The 20,797-nt window shown below is 58.4% G+C and carries 14 protein-coding genes and 1 pseudogene; 7 read left to right on the top strand and 8 right to left on the bottom strand.

Annotated elements, in window-relative coordinates; translation table 11 throughout:
- Positions 1-13 precede the first annotated feature (13 nt).
- Together FJW04_RS06080 and FJW04_RS06085 are read left to right on the top strand one after the other, a co-directional pair.
- On the top strand, positions 14-1,624 hold the full coding sequence (locus tag FJW04_RS06080) for an ABC transporter substrate-binding protein (protein ID WP_140712958.1): 1,611 nt from the start codon (positions 14-16) through the stop codon (positions 1,622-1,624).
- 25 nt (positions 1,625-1,649) lie between these two features.
- The gene (locus FJW04_RS06085) at positions 1,650-2,483 is read left to right on the top strand and encodes a nitroreductase family protein (protein ID WP_181172888.1); all 834 of its coding nucleotides are present in this window, start codon (positions 1,650-1,652) and stop codon (positions 2,481-2,483) included.
- A gap of 97 nt (positions 2,484-2,580) precedes the next feature.
- Here FJW04_RS06085 and FJW04_RS06090 read toward each other — a convergent pair whose 3' ends face one another.
- The 8 genes and pseudogenes from FJW04_RS06090 to FJW04_RS06120 all read right to left on the bottom strand — a co-directional run bounded on the left by FJW04_RS06090 (position 2,581) and on the right by FJW04_RS06120 (position 13,902).
- Positions 2,581-4,623, bottom strand: coding sequence for an ABC transporter ATP-binding protein (locus FJW04_RS06090; protein WP_246673724.1), 2,043 nt, complete (start codon positions 4,621-4,623; stop codon positions 2,581-2,583).
- A 43-nt stretch (positions 4,624-4,666) separates the two neighbouring features.
- Positions 4,667-5,743 (bottom strand): proline racemase family protein, encoded by a 1,077-nt coding sequence (locus FJW04_RS06095; protein WP_140712962.1) that lies wholly within the window; start codon positions 5,741-5,743, stop codon positions 4,667-4,669.
- A 45-nt stretch (positions 5,744-5,788) separates the two neighbouring features.
- Positions 5,789-7,162: a hypotaurine--pyruvate aminotransferase Tpa gene (gene tpa / locus FJW04_RS06100; protein WP_181172889.1), complete on the bottom strand. Its 1,374-nt coding sequence runs from the start codon at positions 7,160-7,162 to the stop codon at positions 5,789-5,791.
- Positions 7,163-7,164: 2 nt separating this feature from the next.
- Positions 7,165-7,338: a hypothetical protein gene (locus tag FJW04_RS29885; RefSeq protein WP_181172897.1), complete on the bottom strand. Its 174-nt coding sequence runs from the start codon at positions 7,336-7,338 to the stop codon at positions 7,165-7,167.
- A gap of 10 nt (positions 7,339-7,348) precedes the next feature.
- Positions 7,349-8,248 (bottom strand): annotated as a pseudogene (folD, locus tag FJW04_RS06105) (bifunctional methylenetetrahydrofolate dehydrogenase/methenyltetrahydrofolate cyclohydrolase FolD).
- A 3-nt stretch (positions 8,249-8,251) separates the two neighbouring features.
- On the bottom strand, positions 8,252-9,160 hold the full coding sequence (gene purU / locus FJW04_RS06110) for a formyltetrahydrofolate deformylase (protein WP_140712966.1): 909 nt from the start codon (positions 9,158-9,160) through the stop codon (positions 8,252-8,254).
- Positions 9,161-9,584: 424 nt separating this feature from the next.
- Positions 9,585-13,043, bottom strand: a complete 3,459-nt coding sequence (gene pyc, locus FJW04_RS06115) for a pyruvate carboxylase (protein WP_140712968.1) — start codon at positions 13,041-13,043, stop codon at positions 9,585-9,587.
- A 256-nt stretch (positions 13,044-13,299) separates the two neighbouring features.
- The gene (locus FJW04_RS06120) at positions 13,300-13,902 is read right to left on the bottom strand and encodes an XRE family transcriptional regulator (protein WP_140712970.1); all 603 of its coding nucleotides are present in this window, start codon (positions 13,900-13,902) and stop codon (positions 13,300-13,302) included.
- A 235-nt stretch (positions 13,903-14,137) separates the two neighbouring features.
- On the opposite strand from FJW04_RS06120, the gene FJW04_RS06125 reads away from it, so the two are divergent.
- The 5 genes from FJW04_RS06125 (at position 14,138) to FJW04_RS06145 (ending at position 20,791) form a co-directional block, all read left to right on the top strand.
- Positions 14,138-14,887 carry an electron transfer flavoprotein subunit beta/FixA family protein gene (locus FJW04_RS06125; RefSeq protein ID WP_140712972.1) on the top strand — a complete coding sequence of 250 codons (750 nt, stop codon included), beginning with the start codon at positions 14,138-14,140 and terminating at the stop codon, positions 14,885-14,887.
- Positions 14,888-14,910: 23 nt separating this feature from the next.
- The gene (locus FJW04_RS06130; RefSeq protein ID WP_140712974.1) at positions 14,911-15,843 is read left to right on the top strand and encodes an electron transfer flavoprotein subunit alpha/FixB family protein; all 933 of its coding nucleotides are present in this window, start codon (positions 14,911-14,913) and stop codon (positions 15,841-15,843) included.
- A gap of 77 nt (positions 15,844-15,920) precedes the next feature.
- Positions 15,921-18,368, top strand: coding sequence for an FAD-dependent oxidoreductase (locus FJW04_RS06135; RefSeq protein ID WP_140712976.1), 2,448 nt, complete (start codon positions 15,921-15,923; stop codon positions 18,366-18,368).
- Between the two features lie 90 nt (positions 18,369-18,458).
- The gene (locus tag FJW04_RS06140; RefSeq protein WP_140712978.1) at positions 18,459-19,937 is read left to right on the top strand and encodes an aldehyde dehydrogenase family protein; all 1,479 of its coding nucleotides are present in this window, start codon (positions 18,459-18,461) and stop codon (positions 19,935-19,937) included.
- A gap of 17 nt (positions 19,938-19,954) precedes the next feature.
- Positions 19,955-20,791, top strand: a complete 837-nt coding sequence (locus FJW04_RS06145; RefSeq protein ID WP_140712980.1) for an SDR family NAD(P)-dependent oxidoreductase — start codon at positions 19,955-19,957, stop codon at positions 20,789-20,791.
- The last annotated feature ends 6 nt before the right edge of the window (positions 20,792-20,797 follow it).

Raw genomic sequence — 20,797 nt, forward strand, 5'->3', positions numbered from 1 at the left:
CAGGGAGGTTTCGATGTCGGACAGGATCAGCAACTGGACCACCATAGACGAGAAATATGTAGAAGACGCCATCCGTCGCGGTGCGACACGACGTGAATTGTTGAACATGTTGATGTTCGGTGGCCTGGCAGCCGCGGCCGGAATTGGTCTTCTCGAGGGTGCCACGTCCGCCGTCGCCGCAACGCCCAAGCGTGGTGGCTCGATTAGGGTGGCCGCCTGGAACTCCTCGACAGCCGAGACGCTCGACCCAGCCAAGGCGTCCTTGCCGATCGACCATATGCGTTGCGCCGCCGTCTACAATCGTCTGACTTTCCTTGCCGAAGACGGCGAAACAAAAATGGAGTTGGCGGAAAGCATCGACACGGCGGACGCCAAGATCTGGACGGTAAAATTGCGCAAGGGCATTACCTTCCACGATGGAAAGTCCTTCACATCCGCCGACGTTATCTTCTCGCTGAAAAGACACCTCGACCCGGCGGTTGGCTCCGTCGTGAACAAAATCGCGGTACAGATGACCGGCTTCAAGGCCATCGACGATCAAACGGTAGAAATTACGCTTGCCAGCCCAAATGCCGACCTGCCGACGATTCTCGCGATCAGTCAGTTCCAGATCGTCGCCGACGGAACCACCGAATTCTCCAAGGGTAACGGCACGGGTCCCTTCGTCATGAAGGTTTTCGAGCCCGGTGTCCGCTCTGTCGCGGAACGGAACCCGAATTACTGGAAGCCGGATTTGCCTTATCTCGACTCCTTCGAACTGATCGCGATCAGCGATGACACCGCACGCGTCAACGCGCTGCTGTCAGGCGATGTTCAACTGGCCGGAAGGCTCAATCCGCGCTCCCTTCCACTGCTCGACAACCAGCCGAATATCAAAATCGTGAAATGGCTCCCCGGCAACTATACCGATCTCAACAGCCGGCTGGACATGGACCCGGGCAATAGGGCGGGTTTTGCGACCGGCATCAAATACCTCTTCAACAGGGAGCTCATACAGAAATCGGTCTTGCGCGGATTGGCTGAAATCGGCAATGATCAACCGATTGGCCCGACGAACGTGTACCACAACAAGGAACTCAAGCCGAAACCCTACGATCCGGACAAGGCCAAGTTCCATTTCAAGGAGGCCGGCGTTCTAGGCCAGTCCATTCCGGTCATCACCTCGGAAGCTGCGGTTGCCGCGATCGATTTCGCGACCGTGTTGCAGCAGGCGGGCGACGAGATTGGAATGAAGTTCGATGTCAAGCGCGTTCCCTCGGATGGCTACTGGTCCAACTATTGGCTGAAGGCGCCTGTCCATTTCGGGAATCTCCAGACGCGACCGACACCCGACATCATTTTTTCGCTGCTCTACGCTTCCGACGCGCCCTGGAATGAGAGCCACTATAGCTCCGAGAAATTCGACAAAATGCTGCTTGAAGCGCGCGGCATGCTGGACCAGAACAAGCGAAAAGAAATCTATGGCGATATGCAGGTGATGATCTCCGAGGAAGCGGGGACAGCCATTCCTGTGTTCATGTCCAACATAGATGCGATGTCTTCGAAGTTGCAGGGTCTGACAGCAAATCCGCTCGGCGGGTTGATGGGCTTTGCTTTCGCCGAATATGTCTGGTTGGAGGGCTGAGGCGAGGCTCACCCGGAGGCTGCATATGGGCGACAGGTTCAAGGAACTCCTCGCCCTGAGATTCGGATGCGAGGAGGCAGTTTTCGCGTCGGTGTCGCCTCCTGCAGCCGATATTCTTGCATTGATGGCAGGCCACCGCGTACATCGTGGCTTCGACGGGCGGCCGGTTCCCGACGATCTCGTCAGGACACTGGTGGCGTCCGCACTTTCGGCGCCGTCGAAAAGCGATCTCCAGCAGCGCGATATCGTCATCGTGGACTCCGCCATCCAACACAAGATCGCCGACAGGGTTCCAAAGTCTCCATGGGTGCGCGAGGCGCCGCGATGCGTAGTCTTCTGTGCAAACGGTCGACGTCTTTCCAGCCTGTTCAAGCGAAGAAAGAGGCTCTTCCCGAATGATCATTTCGATCTTCTTTTCAATTGTATCGGCGATGCGGCGCTCGCCCTCGCATGGTTCATCGTCGCTGCGGAAGCGGTCGGATTGGCAGGGTGCCCGCTCAGCGAAATCCGCAATTTTCCGGAAGAGGTGTCCGAGTGGCTTGGCCTCCCGGACAAGGTGATACCGTTTGCGGCCTATTGTTTTGGCTGGGCCAAGGACGACGCTCCACTAAGCCCCCGGCTTCCTCTGGAAGTGACGGTCCATGCCGGGCGTTTCGACGACGCCAAAGCGATGAGCTCAATCGACGATTATGATCGCCGCAGAAGGACTCTACAGCCCTTGAGCGAGCAACGTGATGTCGATCGTTGGGGGGTGTCGCCGGTTTATGGATGGTCGGAAGACAAGGCTCGTCAGTATGCTGTCGAGCAGCGGGCAACTTTTGGGACATTTGTGCGAAACAAGGGGTTCAGCACGAAATAGCCGGGCCGGCCTCGACCTCACCACAATAGGGTCAAAAACGTCCACTCCTCGTATTACAGCGACCGGTAAACCATGGTCGCTGCGAAGGAAGCCTGCATCAGCAGCCAGCCTGCGGCGCAGAAGACACGTCAATGCCGCCTAATCCGAAGCGGTCGGATGCGTCTCGCCAGCACGCGATCCTATGACCGTCGCCGGGCTGTCGGATAGGCGGTTGCGCCCTTGCGCAATCGGGCAACGCCACCGGACAGCGGCCGGCAAACGAGCACCCTGACATCTCCGACGCTTGCGTGGCCAGATCGAGCTGCGCCGGAGCTTTCGCTTCTGTCTCATCCGAAGACGCCGAGAGAAGGAGCTTCGTATAGGGGTGATTGGGCCCGCGAAAAATCTGCTCGGACGAACCAGTCTCGACCAGTCTGCCCCGGTAGAGCACGCCAATTCTATCGGCCATGTAGCGGACCACCCTTAGATCATGGCTGATAAACAGATAGGCCGTATCCTTGTCGCGCTGCAGGTCGTTGAGCAGATTGAGCACGGTTGCCTGTACGGAAACATCGAGCGCCGAGGTGGGCTCGTCTAGCACGACAAGCTTTGGCGCGCCGGCAAATGCGCGCGCAATGGCAGCTCGCTGCCGCTGGCCGCCGGACAGCGAACGCGGCTTCTGGTCAATGGTGGCGCCGGCCAGCCGAACCGAGGCAAGAAGGTCGCCGACACGCTGTCTTACCGCACCGCGTCCGAGGCCGGTCAGCCGCCGCAACGGACGGCCCAAAATCCTGCCGATCCGCTGGCGCGGATTGAGCGTGCCGTCTGGCGACTGGAACACCATCTGCACGTCGCGCCGTTCGCTCGGGCTTCTTTTCTCGACGCGCGGCGCCACCGCGCGTCCGAATAGCTCGACCGATCCGGTGGCCGGCACCTGTAGGCCGGTTACGATCCTGGCCAGGGTGGACTTGCCGGAACCGGATTCGCCGATCAGCCCGTATGTCTCACCCTGGCAGATGTCCAGATCGACATCGTGCAGCACGGGCTGGGTCCCGAAAGCATGGCTGATGCCTTTGCAGGTCACCGCGGTGGGGCGCGCCGTTTCAGCCGAAACGCCTTGGCCCGACACCAACGGGCCGGCCGCGAATGTCTCCGCCAGCCTGCCGTCACGCTTGGTGAAGTTAAGAGCTGGAATCGCGGCGATCAGCGCCTTGGTGTAGGCATGGGACGGGTTCTCGAATACATCGCTTGCGATACCGCTTTCGACCACCATTCCCGATTGCATTACAGCCACCCGGTCGCAGGCCCGGCGAACCATGTTGATGTCGTGGCTGATCAACAAGATGCTGGTCTTATGGTCGCGCCTGAGGTCCTGGAGAATGGCGATAATCTCGGACTGGACGCTGGCATCAAGCGCTGTCGTCGGTTCGTCCAGCACCAGCAACGACGGGTCGAGCGCAATGGCGATGGCGATGTTGACGCGCTGCTGCATGCCGCCGGAAAGCTCGTGCGCATAAAGATCGAGCACCCGCTCGGGATTACTCACCCTAACCCGGCCAAGCAGTTGCGCGGCGCGCCCGCGCGCCGCATCGTGCCGGACCCGGCGGTGCCGCATGATCGTCTCGGTGATCTGTCGGCCGATGGTCATGGCCGGATTGAGCGCCGCGCCCGGATGCTGGTAGACAGCCGCGATGCGATCACCTCTCAGCTGGCGCAGCTCTTCGCCTGAGAGATCGCGGATTTCGCGGCCCTGGAATTCGAGCGCCGATGCCGTTGTACGGGCATTGCGTGGCAGATAGCGCAAGACGGCCATTGCGACCGAGCTCTTGCCCGAACCGGACTCGCCGACGAGCCCAAGTGCTTCGCCTTCACCAATATGCAGCGACACCCCGTTGACGGCCGAATGCGATGCCTTCCGCCCTTCATAAGTGATAGCCAGGTTCTCTACGTTCAGAACCGATGACGACCCGCTATACATAACAACTTTTCCTTCAATGCTCTTATCAAGGTCGATCGCTGCAAATTCCCCAGTCTGGGTGCTGCGCAAATCCAGCCTCAGTTTCTCGCGCCGCCCCGAGTTTCTCAATCCGAAATGTACTTGCAACACGCCCAACAAGGACTTGACCAAAGTCTGGCTGAGGGTTGACGCACCGAGCTTCAATCATGCAGCGAAGGGTTCAGGCGCCAGATTCTCGCCAGACTGCTCATTCTCGCGCAGTGCTCGAAAGGACCTTTTTCAAGCCGTCCGATGGAATTAAAGGATCGTCGAAATCGACCACTAGCCGAGATTGTGCGGTGACCCAGCCCGACCCTTCGATCTGAGCGCGCACGGCCTCAAATCCATGATAGGATACCTCTTCGCTTAGAGTGGCCTTCAGGGATGTTCCGAAGATCGATGTCGTCTTGAGCGTTTCTCCCGGAGCCAACTTTTTCCGATCGTAAAGTTGCACCAGCATTGCCGTGGTCGGCACACCGGCTGGCGATCGGACGACATTGTTGCCAGGAAAAACATAGTTGCAGCCGCGGCACTCGAAGGTGACTTCCGTACCCTTTTCAGGCTCTCCTACAAATTGGACGAATGACAAAGGACCTTCGTCCCCGAAAACCGGATGAACCACTTTCACGGTCCGGCGGGCTTCCGCGAGAAACGCCTTCGCGAACCTGACTAACTCTTCCTCCTCATCCCTAATCAGCTTGAAACCGAAATCAGACGCCCTGATGAGCGGGTAGAAAGCTCCGGTCCAAGCTATATCAAAGTGGACAAATCCAACGCCGGGCACATCCACCGCCTGGTTCCTGGCGTACAGAAACGAGGGCGTGTCGGACTGGTACCGGATCCCTAGCACCTTGCCTCCCTGGCAATCGGCTGTAACTTTGACGAGCCCGGCAGGCGCTTCGAGAGCGATTTCCCTCGGGCCATCCTTCATGGGAATGCGGCCCGTCTCCAGCAGCGCGATGGCCGTACTCATCGTGTTGGTTCCGGACATAAGCGGGTAGCCCATCATCTCCATTATCACGTACCCTGCATCAGCTCCCGCTATCGAAGGAGGCACGATAATGTCCGCATACAGTGAAGGATGCCCGCCTCTCGGTTCATGAAGGAGCAGTTTGCGCAGACCGTCCGCTTCGTCGCGCAGATACTCCATCTTGTCACGCACCGTAAAACCGGGAATGTCTTCCACGCCTCCGAGGACGATACGGTGGACGTCGCCACCCACGTGGACATCAACCACATCAACGAAGCTGCGATTGACCTCTGCACCTGTGCGAACTTTATCCAACGAGCGGCTCCTTTCGAATGCGGCTTCGGCGGTCGCCGCCGACCTTTAGGAAAGCACGTGCGCTAGTGCGCTATCGATAGTCGACGTGATCCGGTCGATATCATCGGCTGATGCAATAAGGGCAGGGGACAAGCATAGCGTGTTGTTCAGGCCATAGAGCGAGCGGTTCGTAGCCCCAATAATCACGCCCTGTGAAAGGCATCGGGCTACAACGGCCTGGACGATTTTCTCGCCCAGAGGTTCCTTGGTGGCCCGATCCGCGACGAGTTCTGCGCCCAGAAATAGCCCTTTGCCCCTCACGTCGCCGATGACTGCGTGCTTCTCCATCAACGACCGCAGATTGGAAAGGCAGCGTTCCCCCATTTCCACGGTGTTCTCTAGAAGATTTTCCTCTTCGATAATGCGCATGTTTTCCAAGGCCGCGGCTGGGCCGGATGTGCAGCCTCCGAACGTCGAGATGTCCCGGAAATAGCTCATGACGTCATCTGGCACGTCCTTGAACAGATCGAAGACCCGTTCTGTGGTGACCGTGCAGGAGATCGCCGCATAGCCCGACGCCACGCCCTTGGCCATGGTCACAAAATCGGGCTGGATTCCGTAGTGCTGATATCCAAACCATTTACCGGTGCGCCCAAGCCCGCAAACGACCTCATCGATATGCAGAAGAATGTCGTATTTTCGGCAGATGTCCTGCACTCGTTCCCAGTAACCCGGAGGGGGCACAATCACGCCACCCCCAGCGGTAACAGGCTCCAATACCAGGCATCCCACGCTTTCCGGTCCTTCGCGCAGAATCACTTCTTCGATCGCGTCAGCAGCACGCTCGCCGTAATTTTCCACGTCCCACTGCTTCCGGTACTCCAGGCAGTGGGGAACCATTACAAAACCGTCGGGATAGGGGCCGTAGTGATCAGCACGCTGTGGCTGACCAGAGGTGGCGAGCGTTGCGATCGTCGTCCCATGGTAATCGCGTTCACGAAATAGGATCTTCCATTTTTTTCCGCCATGGTGACGATGCGCAATCTGGCGCACCATCTTGTACACCTTCTCGTTTGCCTCACTTCCGGAGTTTGAATAGTAGACCCGGCTCAAGCCTGGCATCTTTTCAACGAGTCTTTCGGCAAACATCGCGCCAGGAACGTTGCCGGCAGCGCCGGCGTAATAATTCAGTTTGATAAGTTGGTCGCGGACCACATTGGCGATGCTTTCACGGCCATAGCCGACATTGACGGTCCAGACACCGCCCGACACCGCGTCCAGATACTCGTTGCCCTTGGCGTCCCAAAGCTTGAGACCTTTGCCTTCGACAAAAACCCTGGGGTCGGTGTTTTCGTACGGCTTGTGTTGGCTGAGGTGATGCCAGACATGGGCGCGGTCGGCTGCCACCGCGTGTGTGAGGTAGTTTGAAGTCGCTGTCATGATCAGCTCCGAAATGATTCAGAAATATTGAATGAAATGTATGCTGGATGTGACGCCGAGCCGAGTGACCTTGCATTAGCGCGGATCGCCGCAGACAGGCCCGCCGGAGCAGCCGTCACGATCACGACGTCAAATTCCATGCTCTCGCGTTCCGGGAGTTGCATTTCTTCGCTCATCTGCGATCTCTCAGAATTTCGGCGGCGTGCGGCCGAGCTTGCGATAGGCGGCGATCACCGTGTTCGCCATCAGCATGGCGATGGTCATTGGGCCGACGCCGCCGGGAACCGGCGTTATGGTGCTCGCGACCTCCGCGCATTCCTCGAAGGCGACATCGCCAACGAGGCGGGACTTGCCCTCCCCCTTCTCGGGTGCCGGCACGCGGTTGATGCCGACGTCGATGATCGTGGCCCCGGGTTTCACCCAGTCGCCCTTTACCATTTCCGGGCGTCCGACGGCGGCGACCAGGATATCGGCATTACGTCACACACCGGCGAGGTCCTTCGTGCGCGAATGGGCCGTGGTGACCGTAGCGTTCGCAGCGAGCAGCAAGGCCGCCATCGGCTTGCCGAAGAGGTTCGATCGGCCAATGACGACCGCGCTGAGACCGGAGAGGTCCTCGCCGTGTGTGCGGCGCACGAAGACCATGGCGCCGGCCGGCGTGCATGAGACGAGGCCGCCGTCGAGATCGCCCGTAGCGACTTTGCCGGCATTGACGACATGGAGACCGTCCACGTCCTTTTCCGGCAGGATCGACTGGATGATCGGATCGGACTCGAGCGGCCTGGGCAGCGGCAGCTGGACGAGGATGCCGTGAACGGTCTTGTCCCGGTTCAGCGTTTCGACGAGGGCGGCGAGATCACCTTGCGTCGTTTCGGCCGGCAGCGTGTGCTGGATCGAGGTGAAACCGCACTCCTTGGCGATACGACTCTTCGAGGAGAGATAAGTGTGGCTAGCCGGATCGTCACCGACGATGATGACGGCAAGACCGGGCTTTACACCGGTATCCTTCGCGAGCGCCATGGTAGTGGTCTTCACAACGCCGATCACCGAGGCGGCGACTTCCTTTCCGTCAACTACAGTGGTCATCATTCACCCCATGCGCTCTGATTTGTAGGTGCCGGGGCTCGGCGGGAAGACGATGGTCTTGTTGCCGTTGATAAAGGTGCGGTTGTGGATATGAGCGTGCACGGCGCGAGCCAGAACCTGGCTTTCGACATCACGCCCGATCGAGACATAATCGTCGGCCGACTGCGCATGGGTGATGCGGGCTGTGTCCTGCTCAATGATCGGGCCTTCGTCTAGATCGGCTGTGACATAATGGGCCGTTGCGCCGATCAACTTTACGCCGCGCTCGTAGGCCTGCTTGTAGGGGTTTGCGCCCTTGAATGAAGGGAGGAATGAGTGGTGGATGTTAATGATGCGGCCCGACATCTTCTGGCACATCTGGTCCGAAAGGATCTGCATGTAGCGTGCGAGCACGATCAGCTCGCTGCCGGTCTGCTCGACCACGTCCATGATGCGGGCTTCCGCCTGCGGCTTGTTGGCCTTGGTCACCGGAATGTGGTGGAAAGGGATGTCGTGGTTGACGACGACCTTCTGGTAATCGAAATGGTTGGAGACGACGCCGACGATCTCGATCGGCAGAGCGCCGATCTTCCAGCGGTAAAGCAGATCGTTAAGGCAATGGCCAAAACGCGAGACCATCAAGAGAACTTTTGTTCTCTTGTCACTGCGGTTGAAATCGAAATTCATCGCGAATTTCGCTGCTATTTCCTTGAAGCCTTCGCGGATTTCAGCGTCGCTCAACCCGGTTTCTGGTAAGAATCCAACTCGCATAAAGAATTGGCCTGTTTCCAAATCGTCGAACTGTGAGCTGTCGACAATGTTGCAACCTTTGTCGGCAAGATAGCCGGAGATCGCGGCGACGATGCCGCGTGTCGATTTGCACGAAACGGTGAGGACGAGATTGGTTGTAGGCACAAGTCGCTCCAAAATCATTCATAAGCATGGGCTCTGTGGGTCGTTCACCATTGGCTGCGGGCGGACGAACTTGGCGGCAAGGCGTTCTGTTTTGGCGACGGCGAACCTCTGGGTCATGTTGGACACAGTGTCTCCAGCACTGACATCATAATAATGAGGTGAAAATAATGCAATCAAATTTCACAAATGCGAAAAAGATTTCATGAACGATAACTTCTGGTGTGGAATTGGCATCTGCGCGTGTGTCAAAGCGGCGAAAATTTGGTCCCTCAAAAAATTATGGGTTGTGTGAGGGATCTGTAAGCAGATTGGCCACAAGTGGTCTCCCCCTTATAGGCGGTGACCAAAACAAGACTTGCGATGGGTTCATAGATTTGAAGATTGGTCATGCGTTGCCGGTACCCCTTCGCAGTGGGTTAGACGAAAGCCAGCCATCTCCGGTTTAGAGCAGATACACGATCAGCAGGTCCTTGGTATCGATCTGGTCGCCGGTCTTGACGAGGACGTCGGCGATCATCCCGTCCTTTTCCGCGTGCAGCGCCGTTTCCATCTTCATCGCTTCGATGGAGAGCAGCACGTCGCCGCATTTGACCGTTTGGCCGGCCGAAACGAAGACCGTTGAAATGACGCCGGGCATCGGCGCGCCGAGATGGGCAGCATTTGTGAGATCGGATTTGCGGCGCGCGGTGCTCGACGCTACACGATTGCGGTCGGGAACTTTGATCAGTCGCGGCTGACCGTTGATCTCGAAGAATACCTTGACCATCCCCTGCTCGTCAGGCTCGCTCATCGCCTGGTGCTGGACCACCAGCGAGACGCCCTTTTCCAGTTCCGGCAAGAGTTCCTCGCCGGCGGTCAGGCCGTAGAAATAGGCTGGCGTCGGCAGGACGCTCACAGGACCGTAGGTGTCGGCAGCCAGCGCATAGTCGGTGAAGACCTTCGGATACATCAGGTAGGAGGCGAACTCGTTGTCGGACACCTCGCGGCCGAGCTGTTCTTCGATGGCCTTGCGTTCAGCATCCAGATCGGCCGGCGCCAGCAGCGAGCCGGGAACCGCGGTATACGGCTTTTCGCCCTTCAACGCCTTGTCCTGCAGCGCCTTCGGCCATCCGCCCGGAGGCTGGCCGAGATCGCCCTTCAGCATGGAGACCACCGATTCGGGGAAGGAGACATCCTTGGCCGGGTTTTCGACATCCGCGACCGTCAGGTCCTGGGACACCATCATCAACGCCATATCGCCGACGACCTTGGAGGACGGCGTCACCTTGACGATATCGCCGAACATCTGGTTGGCATCGGCATAGGCTTGAGCCACCTGGTGCCAACGCGTTTCGAGACCGAGCGACCTGGCCTGTTCCTTGAGATTGGTGAACTGGCCGCCCGGCATTTCATGCAGGTAGACTTCGGACGCCGGCCCCTTGAGGTCGCTCTCGAAGGCCACGTACTGGTTGCGCACGGCCTCCCAGTAGAACGAGATGCGGCGGATCCATTCCGGATCGAGGCCGGGATCGCGCTCGGACCCGCGCAATGCTTCGACGATCGAACCGAGGCAGGGCTGCGACGTGTTGCCGGAGAAGGCATCCATCGCCGCATCGACGACGTCGACGCCCGCATCCACGGCGGCAAGAACGGTCGCGGCGGAAATACCCGACGTGTCATGCGTATGGAAATGGATCGGCAGGTCCGTCGCTTCGCGCAAGGCCTTGAACAGCACCTTGGCGGCTGCCGGCTTCAGGAGACCGGCCATGTCCTTCAGCGCGAGCATGTTAGCGCCGGCCTTTTCAAGCTCGGCAGCAAGGGCGGCATAATATTTCAGATCATACTTCGGACGGGCCGAGTTGAGAATGTCGCCAGTGTAGCAGATGGCCGCTTCGCAGATCTTGTTCTCTTCAGCCACGGCGTCCATCGAGACGCGCATGTTGTCGACCCAGTTCAGGCAGTCGAAGACGCGGAAGATGTCGATGCCGCATTTGGCCGCCTGGCGGACGAAGTATTTGACGACATTGTCCGGGTAGTTCTTGTAGCCGACGCCGTTGGCGCCGCGCAGCAGCATCTGCAGAAGCAGGTTCGGCGCATCTTCGCGCACCTTGGCAAGACGTTCCCACGGATCTTCCGTGAGGAAGCGCATCGAGACGTCGAAGGTCGCGCCACCCCAGCATTCGAGCGAGAACAGGTTTGGCAGAGCGCGGGCATAAGTGCCGGCGATTCGGGCGATATCATAGGTTCGCACGCGGGTGGCGAGCAGCGACTGATGACCGTCGCGCATGGTCGTATCGGTGAGCAGCACGCGCTTTTCGGCACGCACCCATTTGGCGAACTCGTTCGGACCGAGCGCGTCGAGCTTCTGCTTGGTGCCGTCGACGATCTTGCCCTTGCTGCGCGGAATGATCGGCTTTGCAGCATCGGCGCTCGGCTTCGGCCGGCCCTTGGCTTCGGGATGGCCGTTGACCGTCACGTCGGCCAGATAAGTCAAGAGCTTGGTGGCCCGGTCCTGACGCTTGACCTGCTGGAACAGTTCCGGCGTCGTGTCGATGAACCGGGTCGTATAGGTATTGTCCTTGAATTTCGGATGCGTGATGATGGCTTCAAGGAAGGTCAGATTGGTGGCGACACCGCGGATACGGAACTCGCGCAGCGCACGATCCATGCGGGCGATCGTTTCCTGCGGGCTCGGCGACCAGGCGGTGACCTTGACCAGCAGCGGGTCGTAATAGCGCGTGATGACGGCGCCCGGATAGGCCGTGCCGCCATCGAGGCGGACGCCGAAGCCCGAAGCCGAACGATAGCCGGTGATGCGGCCATAATCAGGAATGAAGTTCTGTTCCGGATCTTCCGTGGTGATGCGGCACTGCAGCGCATGGCCGTTCAGACGGATATCCTGTTGCTTGGGAACCCCTGATTCCGGCGTGCCGATAGCAAAGCCTTCGAGGATATGGATCTGCGCCTTGACGATATCGATGCCGGTGACGACTTCGGTGACCGTGTGCTCGACCTGGATGCGCGGATTGACTTCGATGAAGTAGAATTTGCCCGAATCCATATCCATCAGATATTCGACCGTACCAGCGCCGATGTAGTTCGTGGCCTTGGCGATCTTCAGTGAATAGGCGGCGAGCTCCTGGCGCTCGACATCCGACAGGTAGGGGGCGGGCGCTCGCTCGACGACCTTCTGGTTGCGGCGCTGTATCGAACAATCGCGCTCAAAGAGGTGGACGACGTTGCCATACGTGTCGCCGAGTACCTGGCTTTCGACGTGACGGGCGCGCTCGACGAGCTTTTCGAGATAGACCTCGTCCTTCCCGAAGGCGGCCTTCGCCTCGCGCTTGGCTTCCGTCACTTCGCGGATGAGGTCCTTGGGGTCACGGATCGCGCGCATGCCGCGACCGCCGCCACCCCAGGAGGCCTTAAGCATGACCGGATAGCCGATCTCTTCCGCCAGGCGATGGATTTCCGTCTCGTTGTGGGGCAGCGGATCGGTCGCCGGCACGACGGGCACGCCGACGGAGATGGCGAGATTGCGCGCGGCGACCTTGTTGCCGAGCTGGCGCATCGTATCCGGCCGCGGGCCGATGAAGATGATGCCGGCGGCTTCGCAGGCATCGACGAATTCCGGGCTTTCCGACAGCAGGCCGTAGCCCGGATGGATAGCATCCGCCCCGGAGAGCTTGGCGACGCGGATGATCTCGGAAATGGAGAGATAGCTCTCGATCGGCCCGAGGTCGCGATCCAGATGCGCGCCGCGGCCGATCTGGTAGCTCTCGTCCGCCTTGAAGCGGTGGAGCGCGAGTTTGTCCTCCTCCGCCCAGATCGCCACCGTTTTTATGCCGAGCTCGTTGGCTGCGCGGAACACGCGAATGGCGATTTCGGAGCGGTTGGCACACAAGATCTTTGTAATTGGCAACAGCGGATTCCTTTATTTTCGTATGGCGGTGGTCCCGCGGTCGTCGATTCAAAGAACGTGCTGACTGCACGGCACTGTGGCACCGGACATCGTCGCGCCGGTCTCGATTGTCCTTGGCCGCGGCGTTGCCGTCGACGTCAACGGTTAGGGGCTTCGACGGCGAGACCCGTCAGCTGAGCACATGCTTCCAATCACACCGATGAAGGTGTCGGATGTTCTCAGCGATGTGGACGAGCCCAGTGGAAGCCGGGTGAAATCAGTACTGTGGAGGCGTGATGATCCACACCACCTTGGTAGGCTCTTGGCCGGGATTTGCGCACCGGTGGACTTCCGTACTCTTGAACGAGAAGCTGTCTCCAGCGTGCAAGACAAAATGTTGACCAGATACCCAGAGATCCAACGTGCCACTTATGACCAGGCCCGCCTCAACCCCGCCGTGGCTGTAGTCACCGCTGTCTGCGCCGGCTTCAATCGTACTCATCAGCACTTCGAGCGGACCATTTAGATTGGGGGAGAGCAGCTCTTCTTGAATACCGAGTTGTGTGAATGTCAGCTTACGCCTCTTGTCTGCTCGAACAATGATATCCCTCTCGTCAGCTGGAATGTCTGTTGCATGAAAAAACCAGGCGATTTGGACACCCAACGTGTTGCTGATTTTCTTCAAGGTTCCGATCTGCAGCTTGGATTGGTTGCGCTCAATCTGACTAAGGTGGCCGACTGATACTCCAGCGGCATCCGCAACTTCTTGAAGCGTCATTCCCTTCGCCTTACGCAATTCTCGGATCTGCGAGCCGATAACATCGTCGTTGGAAGGATCCTCGTTTGATCCATCGGATTTTTGCACGGCGTGTGTCGGCATATTCATTCCCTTCAATCGGTGGAATGATTACCCTTATGAGCCGCTAGAGACAATATTCATCGGTCCTCGCTTTGTTCCTCCATGCCGATATCACATAGCTAATCACGTCACTGTGAAAAAACAATACCAAATTTTCACGATTGCAAAAATCGTTTTATGATTGTAAAAGAAGGGCACTGCATTTGTTGGTGGCAACCGACAGAGTCGGACAATTCCTCGAATTGGGTGCTTCAGTATGAAGGTTCTGGTCCCCGTCAAGCGGGTCGCCGACTACAACGTGAAAATCCGCGTCAAGTCCGACGGCTCGGGTGTCGAGCTTGCGAACGTCAAGATGTCGATGAACCCGTTCGATGAGATTTCGGTCGAGGAAGCGTTGCGGCTGAAGGAAGCCGGAAAGGCAGAGGAAGTAGTGGTGGTGTCGATTGGTCCTGCGAAGGCCGAAGAGACGCTGCGCATGGCGCTCGCCATGGGCGCGGACCGTGCCGTGCTGGTCGAGACGGACGATGCTGTCGAGCCTCTGGCGGTCGCCAAGATCCTGCAAGGCGTTGCAAAAGCTGAGGCGCCCGATCTCATCATCGTTGGTAAGCAGGCGATCGACGACGATTCGAACCAGACTGGCCAGATGCTCTCGGCCCTGCTCGGCTGGGCGCAGGCGACTTTTGCCTCCAAGGTCGAGGTCGGTGCGAGTTCGGCTCGGGTCACCCGCGAAGTCGATGGCGGGCTACAGACCATCGATGTGAGGCTTCCGGCCGTCGTTACCACGGACCTTCGCCTTAACGAACCGCGCTACGCTTCGCTGCCAAACATCATGAAGGCGAAGAAGAAGACGCTCGACAAGAAGAGCCCGGCTGACTTTGGCGTCGATATCGCCCCGCGTTTGAAGGTGCTGAAGATCGAGGAACCGTCCGGCCGCAAAGCAGGCGTCAAGGTCAAGACGGTTTCCGAGCTGGTTCAAAAGCTCAAGACCGAAGCCGGCGTGCTGTGAGGCGGGAAAGGCAGAACATTACAATGACCGTTCTTCTTCTGGCAGATCACGACAACGCCCACCTTTCCGACCAGACGGCGAGGGCGCTGACGGCGGCAGGCAGGATCGATTCCGACGTGCATGTGCTGGTCGCTGGCTTCGAGGCCAGGGCAGCAGCCGAACAGGCTGCAAGGCTCGCCGGCGTCTCGAAGGTTCTTCTCGCCGACGATCAAAGCCTCGCCAACGATCTCGCAGAACCCCTCGCGGCGCTCATCGTCTCGGTTGCCAGCGGCTACGATGCGATCGTCTCCGCTGCGACCTCCGTCGGCAAGAGTGTTTTGCCGCGTGTGGCAGCATTGCTCGACGTCGCACAGGTTTCTGAGATCATCGAGGTCGTCTCCGCAGATACGTTCAAGCGTCCGATCTATGCGGGCAATGCCATCCAGACGGTTCAGTCAACCGACGCCAAGAAGGTCGTCACGGTGCGTACCGCTTTGTTTACCCCAGCCTCCCAAGGCCCAACTGCTGCCGTTGAATCGATTTCAACGGCAGCTTTTTTTTCCAATCTCTCGGTCTTCGTGTCGGACGCCCTATCGTCGTCGGAGCGTCCGGAACTAACCTCTGCCAAGATCATCATCTCAGGCGGCCGCGCACTGGGCTCGTCTGAAAAGTTCCAGGAAATAATCATCCCGGTCGCTGATAAGCTCGGTGCGGCCGTTGGCGCGTCTCGCGCGGCTGTTGACGCGGGCTACGCGCCAAATGACTGGCAAGTCGGTCAGACGGGTAAGGTTGTCGCCCCGCAGCTCTACATCGCCTGTGGCATCTCGGGTGCCATCCAGCATCTCGCCGGCATGAAGGACAGCAAAGTCATCGTCGCAATCAACAAAGACCCGGAGGCGCCAATTTTCCAGGTCGCCGATTATGGTTTTGTCGGTGACCTTTTTGATGTCCTGCCCGCGTTGCAAGGTGTGCTTTAAAAGCGCGCAATCGCCACAGGTTTTTACCTCAGGACCATTTGAGCAACGTACTCAGGTCTAGAACCGGGAAACTAAAAATGACCAACATTCCTACCAAGGCTCGCGTCGTCATTATCGGCGGCGGCATTTCCGGCTGCTCTGTGGCCTACCATCTCGCCAAGCTGGGGTGGAAGGACATCGTGCTGCTCGAGCGCAAGCAACTGACCTCTGGAACGACGTGGCACGCCGCTGGACTAATCGGCCAGCTGCGGGCCTCGCAGAACATGACGCGACTGGCGAAATATTCGGCCGATCTCTATGTCAAACTGGAGGCGGAAACTGGCATCGCCACCGGCATGCGCCAAAACGGTTCGATCACTGTGGCGCTAACGGAGGAGCGCAAGGAAGAGATTTACCGTCAGGCCAGCCTGGCCCGTGCCTTTGACATCGATGTTCACGAAGTCTCTCCACAGGAGGTCAAGAACCTCTATCCTCATCTCAATATTTCCGATGTGCTCGGAGCAGTGCACTTACCTCTCGACGGTCAGTGCGACCCGGCGAATATCGCCATGGCGTTGGCCAAAGGCGCACGCCAACTTGGCGCCAAGGTGATTGAGAACGTCAAGGTTACCGCGGTGCACGACCGCGACGGACGTGTCACCGGCGTCTCCTGGGTGCAGGGCGACGAACAGGGCACGATCGAGAGCGATCATGTTGTCAACTGCGGCGGCATGTGGGGAAGGGATCTCGCCAGCCGTTCCGGAGTCACGCTGCCGCTGCATGCCTGTGAGCATTTCTATATCGTCACCGAGGCGATTCCTGACCTTGCCCGTCTGCCTGTGCTGCGCGTTCCCGACGAATGCGCGTACTACAAGGAAGATGCGGGCAAGATGCTGCTCGGCGCCTTCGAACCGAAAGCCAAGCCTTGGGGCATGGATGGCATACGCGAGGATTTTTGCTTCGATCAGCTGCCTGAGGATTTCGAGCATTTCGAACCGATCCTGGAGAAGGCGGTCAACCGCATGCCAATGCTGGAAACTGCGGGTATCCATACCTTCTTCAACGGTCCCGAGAGCTTCACACCCGATGACCGTTACTATCTTGGCGAAGCGCCAGAGTTGAAGGGCTACTGGGTTGCCGCCGGCTACAATTCGATCGGCATCGTCTCCTCAGGCGGAGCGGGTATGGCGCTGGCGCAGTGGATGAACGACGGTGAGCCGCCCTTCGACCTATGGGAGGTCGATATCCGTCGTGCGCAGCCGTTCCAGAAGAACCGTCGCTATCTCAAGGAGCGCGTGTCGGAAACGCTCGGCCTGCTTTACGCCGACCATTTTCCCTATAGGCAGATGGCAACGTCGCGCGGCGTGCGCCGCTCGCCCCTGCATGAGCACTTAAAGGCTCGCGGCGCTGTGTTTGGCGAAGTCGCCGGCTGGGAACGCGCCAACTGGTTCGCCAAGGAAGGCCAGGAGCGCGAATACCGCTACAGCTGGAAACGGCAGAACTGGTTCGAGAACCAGAAAGAAGAGCATCTGGCGATCCGCAATGGCGTTGGTCTGTTCGACATGACGTCTTTCGGCAAGATACGCATCGAGGGTCGCGACGCGCTGGCTTTCCTGCAACGCGTTTGCGCCAATCAGATGGATGTCGCTCCGGGCAAGATAGCATATACGCAAATGCTGAATGAACGAGGAGGCATCGAGAGCGATCTGACCATCACCCGCTTGTCGGACACAGCCTTCTTTGCTGTGGTTCCCGGCGCTACGTTGCAGCGCGATCTCGCTTGGATGCGCAAACAGATCAAGACCGAAGAGTTTGCCGTCATCACAGATATCACGGCCGCCGAATCCGTTTTGGTTCTGATGGGACCGAAGGCCCGAGATGTCATCAGCGGCGTCAGCCCGAATGATTTCTCCAACGAAGCTTTCCCGTTCGGTACGACGCAAAAAATCGAAATTGGCATGGGCTTGGCGCGTGCGCATCGCGTAACTTATGTCGGTGAATTAGGCTGGGAGATTTATGTCTCCAGCGACCAGACGGCACATGTCTTCGAGGCGATCGAAGAAGCCGGCCACGAGTTCGACTTGAAGCTCTGTGGCCTTCATACGCTCGACAGTTGCCGTATTGAAAAAGGCTTCCGGCATTATGGCCATGACATCACCGACGAGGATCATGTTCTGGAAGCCGGACTCGGATTTGCTGTCAAGCCGAACAAGGGCGATTTCATCGGGCGCGATGCGGTGCTGCGGGTAAAACAGGAGGGGCTGAAGCGCCGAATGCTCCAGTTCCGCTTGAAAGACCCCGCGCCTCTGCTCTTCCATAACGAGGCGTTGGTCCGCGATGGGAAAATTGTTTCGATCATCACCTCCGGCAACTATGGCCACTATCTGGGTGGCGCGATTGGCATGGGGTATGTGCCTTGCGAAGGTGAAAGCGAGGATCAGGTTCTCGCGTCAAACTACGAGATCGAAATTGCTGGCGTTCGATACGGAGCGGAGGCATCGCTTCGCCCCATGTATGACCCGAAGTCAGAGCGTACCAAGATGTAGGCTCACCGGGCTCACGAGCGCTTAGGATAAACTGTCCTAATATTAGAGCTAACTCATTCTCGCTGCTTGGAGCGCTTTAAGAGAGGTTTCATGAGGAACCAGTTGTATATCGACGGGAAATGGGCTGATCCCGTGCAAGGTGGGATGTTTGATGTCATCAACCCCGCGACCGAAGAAGTCATCCAGCAAGTCGGCGCGGGTACGGCGGAAGATATCGACGCCGCAGTTTCTGCAGCTCGCAGGGCCTTCGATACGGGCGAGTGGCCTAGACTTCGAGGTGCGGAGCGGGCAAAATATCTGCGAGCGATTGCCGCAGGTATTCGCGAACGCCAAGCGGAAATTGCGCTTCTTGAGGTCCGGGACAATGGCAAGCCGCTGCCTGAGGCAGAGTGGGATATCGGCGACGCTGCGGGATGCTTTGAATTCTACGCTAACCTTGCAGAGCAATTCGACAATGGGGCTGAAGAGGCGATCACCCTTCCCGATCCTCGCTTTACCTCGAAGGTTGTCAAGGAGCCGGTGGGGGTCGCCGCCGCCATCATCCCGTGGAACTATCCCTTGCTGATGGCTGCCTGGAAGGTTGCGCCTGCGTTGGCCGCCGGCTGTACAGTCGTGTTGAAGCCTTCTGAGTTGACGCCATTAACAGCTCTGGAGCTTGCAGCGATTGCTGACAATGTCGGGTTGCCAGCAGGCGTACTCAATATCGTCACTGGTCTAGGTGGCGAGGCGGGGCAGCCGTTGGCGGAGCATCCCGGGGTAGACAAACTGGCATTTACGGGTTCGGTTCCGACCGGTTCGAAGATCATGGCCGCCGCAGCCCGCGACATCAAGAAAGTCAGTCTCGAACTCGGGGGAAAGTCGCCGTTTCTGATCTTTGAAGATGCCGACATCGAGCAGGCTGTCGAGTGGATCATGTTCGGCATCTTCTGGAACCAGGGTCAGGTGTGTTCGGCGACATCACGCGTCCTTGTACAGGAACGACTTTATGCACCTCTTCTGGAAAGGTTGGTTGCCGAAACAAGGAAGATCAAGATCGGGGGCGGCGAAGGGAAGGGCGTCTTGCTAGGGCCTCTCGTGTCGCAGCGGCAGTACGAACTTGTTACAAGGGCTATCAGCGTTGCAAAGGATGCAGGCGCCAATGTTGTCATTGGCGGAAATCGTCCCGAAAACCTCGAAAAAGGCTATTTTCTCGAACCGACGATCCTTACGGACGTACCTCTCGACAGTGCAGCTTGGACCGAAGAAATCTTCGGCCCGGTCGTCTGTATAAGGCCATTCTCGGCAGAAGATGACGCCGTGCGCCTGGCGAATGATTCCCGTTTCGGTCTGGCCGCAGCTGTGATGTCGAAAGACGGAGCTCGGGCCGATCGGGTTGCGGCTGCTTTACGCGCCGGCATCGTTTGGATCAACTGCTCTCAGCCAACTTTCACCGAAGCCCCTTGGGGCGGCTACAAACAGTCGGGCATTGGACGTGAATTGGGGCGTTGGGGGTTCGAAAACTATCTCGAAACCAAACAGATCACGAAGTATGCCACCGACGAACGCTGGGGTTGGTACATAAAGAGCTAGGCCGGCCGGAGTATTTTATGAAGACCTGGTTTATCACCGGCGTATCACGCGGCCTTGGTTTGGCAATCGCCAAGGCCGTGCTCGCCGATGGTGATCGGGTGGTTGGCACCGTCCGAGGCAATCCGCCCGACTTGGAAAGGCCGGGCCAGTTTCACGCTCTCAAGGTGGACATGCAGGACGTGTCGGCAATGGAGTTTGCCGTTCAGAAGTCATTTTCTATTTCCGGCACGATCGATGTCGTCGTGAACAATGCTGGCTACGGCTTGTTGGGGGCTGTCGAAGACTCGACCGAGGAAGAACTCAGGTCGCTATTCGAAGTCAATGTATTTGCTCCGATAAGAGTGGCGCGCCTTTTCCTTCCTCATCTGAGACGACAGCGCTCAGGGCATATTATATTTATAACGTCGATTGCAGGCAGGGCGCCGAGCCTTGGAGCAGCCTTGTACTCAGCGGCCAAACATGCGGTCGAAGGATTTGCGTCGTCACTTGCGGCCGAGGTTGCGCCGACTGGGATCAAAGTCACTGCCGTGGCGCCGGGACAGTTTAGGACAGAGTTTCTTAGCGCCGCCTCCGTGCGTACAAGCAGGGCGGCAGATAGTGGCTACGCTGAGACCGTAGGCAGGACAGTGGCCGCGCTTGGTACGGTTGATCGCAACCAACCGGGCGACCCTGACAAAGCGGCAGCGATGATCGTGGATATGGTGGAGTCGGCATCGCCACCGCTCCACCTTCTACTAGGAACTGACGCCCTCTTGCGAGCACGGCAGAAAATCGAGCAGGTGAAAATGGAGATGCAAGAATGGGAGGAATGTACGCGAGGAACTGATTTTAGTGACCGCTTATCGCGATATTAGGACATC

Source organism: Mesorhizobium sp. B2-7-3, assembly GCF_006440715.1.
In the GTDB taxonomy this organism is placed as follows: domain Bacteria; phylum Pseudomonadota; class Alphaproteobacteria; order Rhizobiales; family Rhizobiaceae; genus Mesorhizobium; species Mesorhizobium australicum.

Bases quoted from the DNA above. Each gene is read 5' to 3' on its own strand.
- FJW04_RS06080 (WP_140712958.1), top strand. From the start codon at position 14: ATGTCGGACAGGATCAGCAACTGGACCACCATAGACGAGAAATATGTA.
- FJW04_RS06085 (WP_181172888.1), top strand. From the start codon at position 1,650: ATGGGCGACAGGTTCAAGGAACTCCTCGCCCTGAGATTCGGATGCGAG.
- tpa (WP_181172889.1), bottom strand. From the start codon at position 7,162: ATGACAGCGACTTCAAACTACCTCACACACGCGGTGGCAGCCGACCGC.
- FJW04_RS29885 (WP_181172897.1), bottom strand. From the start codon at position 7,338: ATGAGCGAAGAAATGCAACTCCCGGAACGCGAGAGCATGGAATTTGAC.
- purU (WP_140712966.1), bottom strand. From the start codon at position 9,160: ATGATTTTGGAGCGACTTGTGCCTACAACCAATCTCGTCCTCACCGTT.
- FJW04_RS06120 (WP_140712970.1), bottom strand. From the start codon at position 13,902: ATGCCGACACACGCCGTGCAAAAATCCGATGGATCAAACGAGGATCCT.
- FJW04_RS06125 (WP_140712972.1), top strand. From the start codon at position 14,138: ATGAAGGTTCTGGTCCCCGTCAAGCGGGTCGCCGACTACAACGTGAAA.
- FJW04_RS06130 (WP_140712974.1), top strand. From the start codon at position 14,911: ATGACCGTTCTTCTTCTGGCAGATCACGACAACGCCCACCTTTCCGAC.
- FJW04_RS06135 (WP_140712976.1), top strand. From the start codon at position 15,921: ATGACCAACATTCCTACCAAGGCTCGCGTCGTCATTATCGGCGGCGGC.
- FJW04_RS06140 (WP_140712978.1), top strand. From the start codon at position 18,459: ATGAGGAACCAGTTGTATATCGACGGGAAATGGGCTGATCCCGTGCAA.
- FJW04_RS06145 (WP_140712980.1), top strand. From the start codon at position 19,955: ATGAAGACCTGGTTTATCACCGGCGTATCACGCGGCCTTGGTTTGGCA.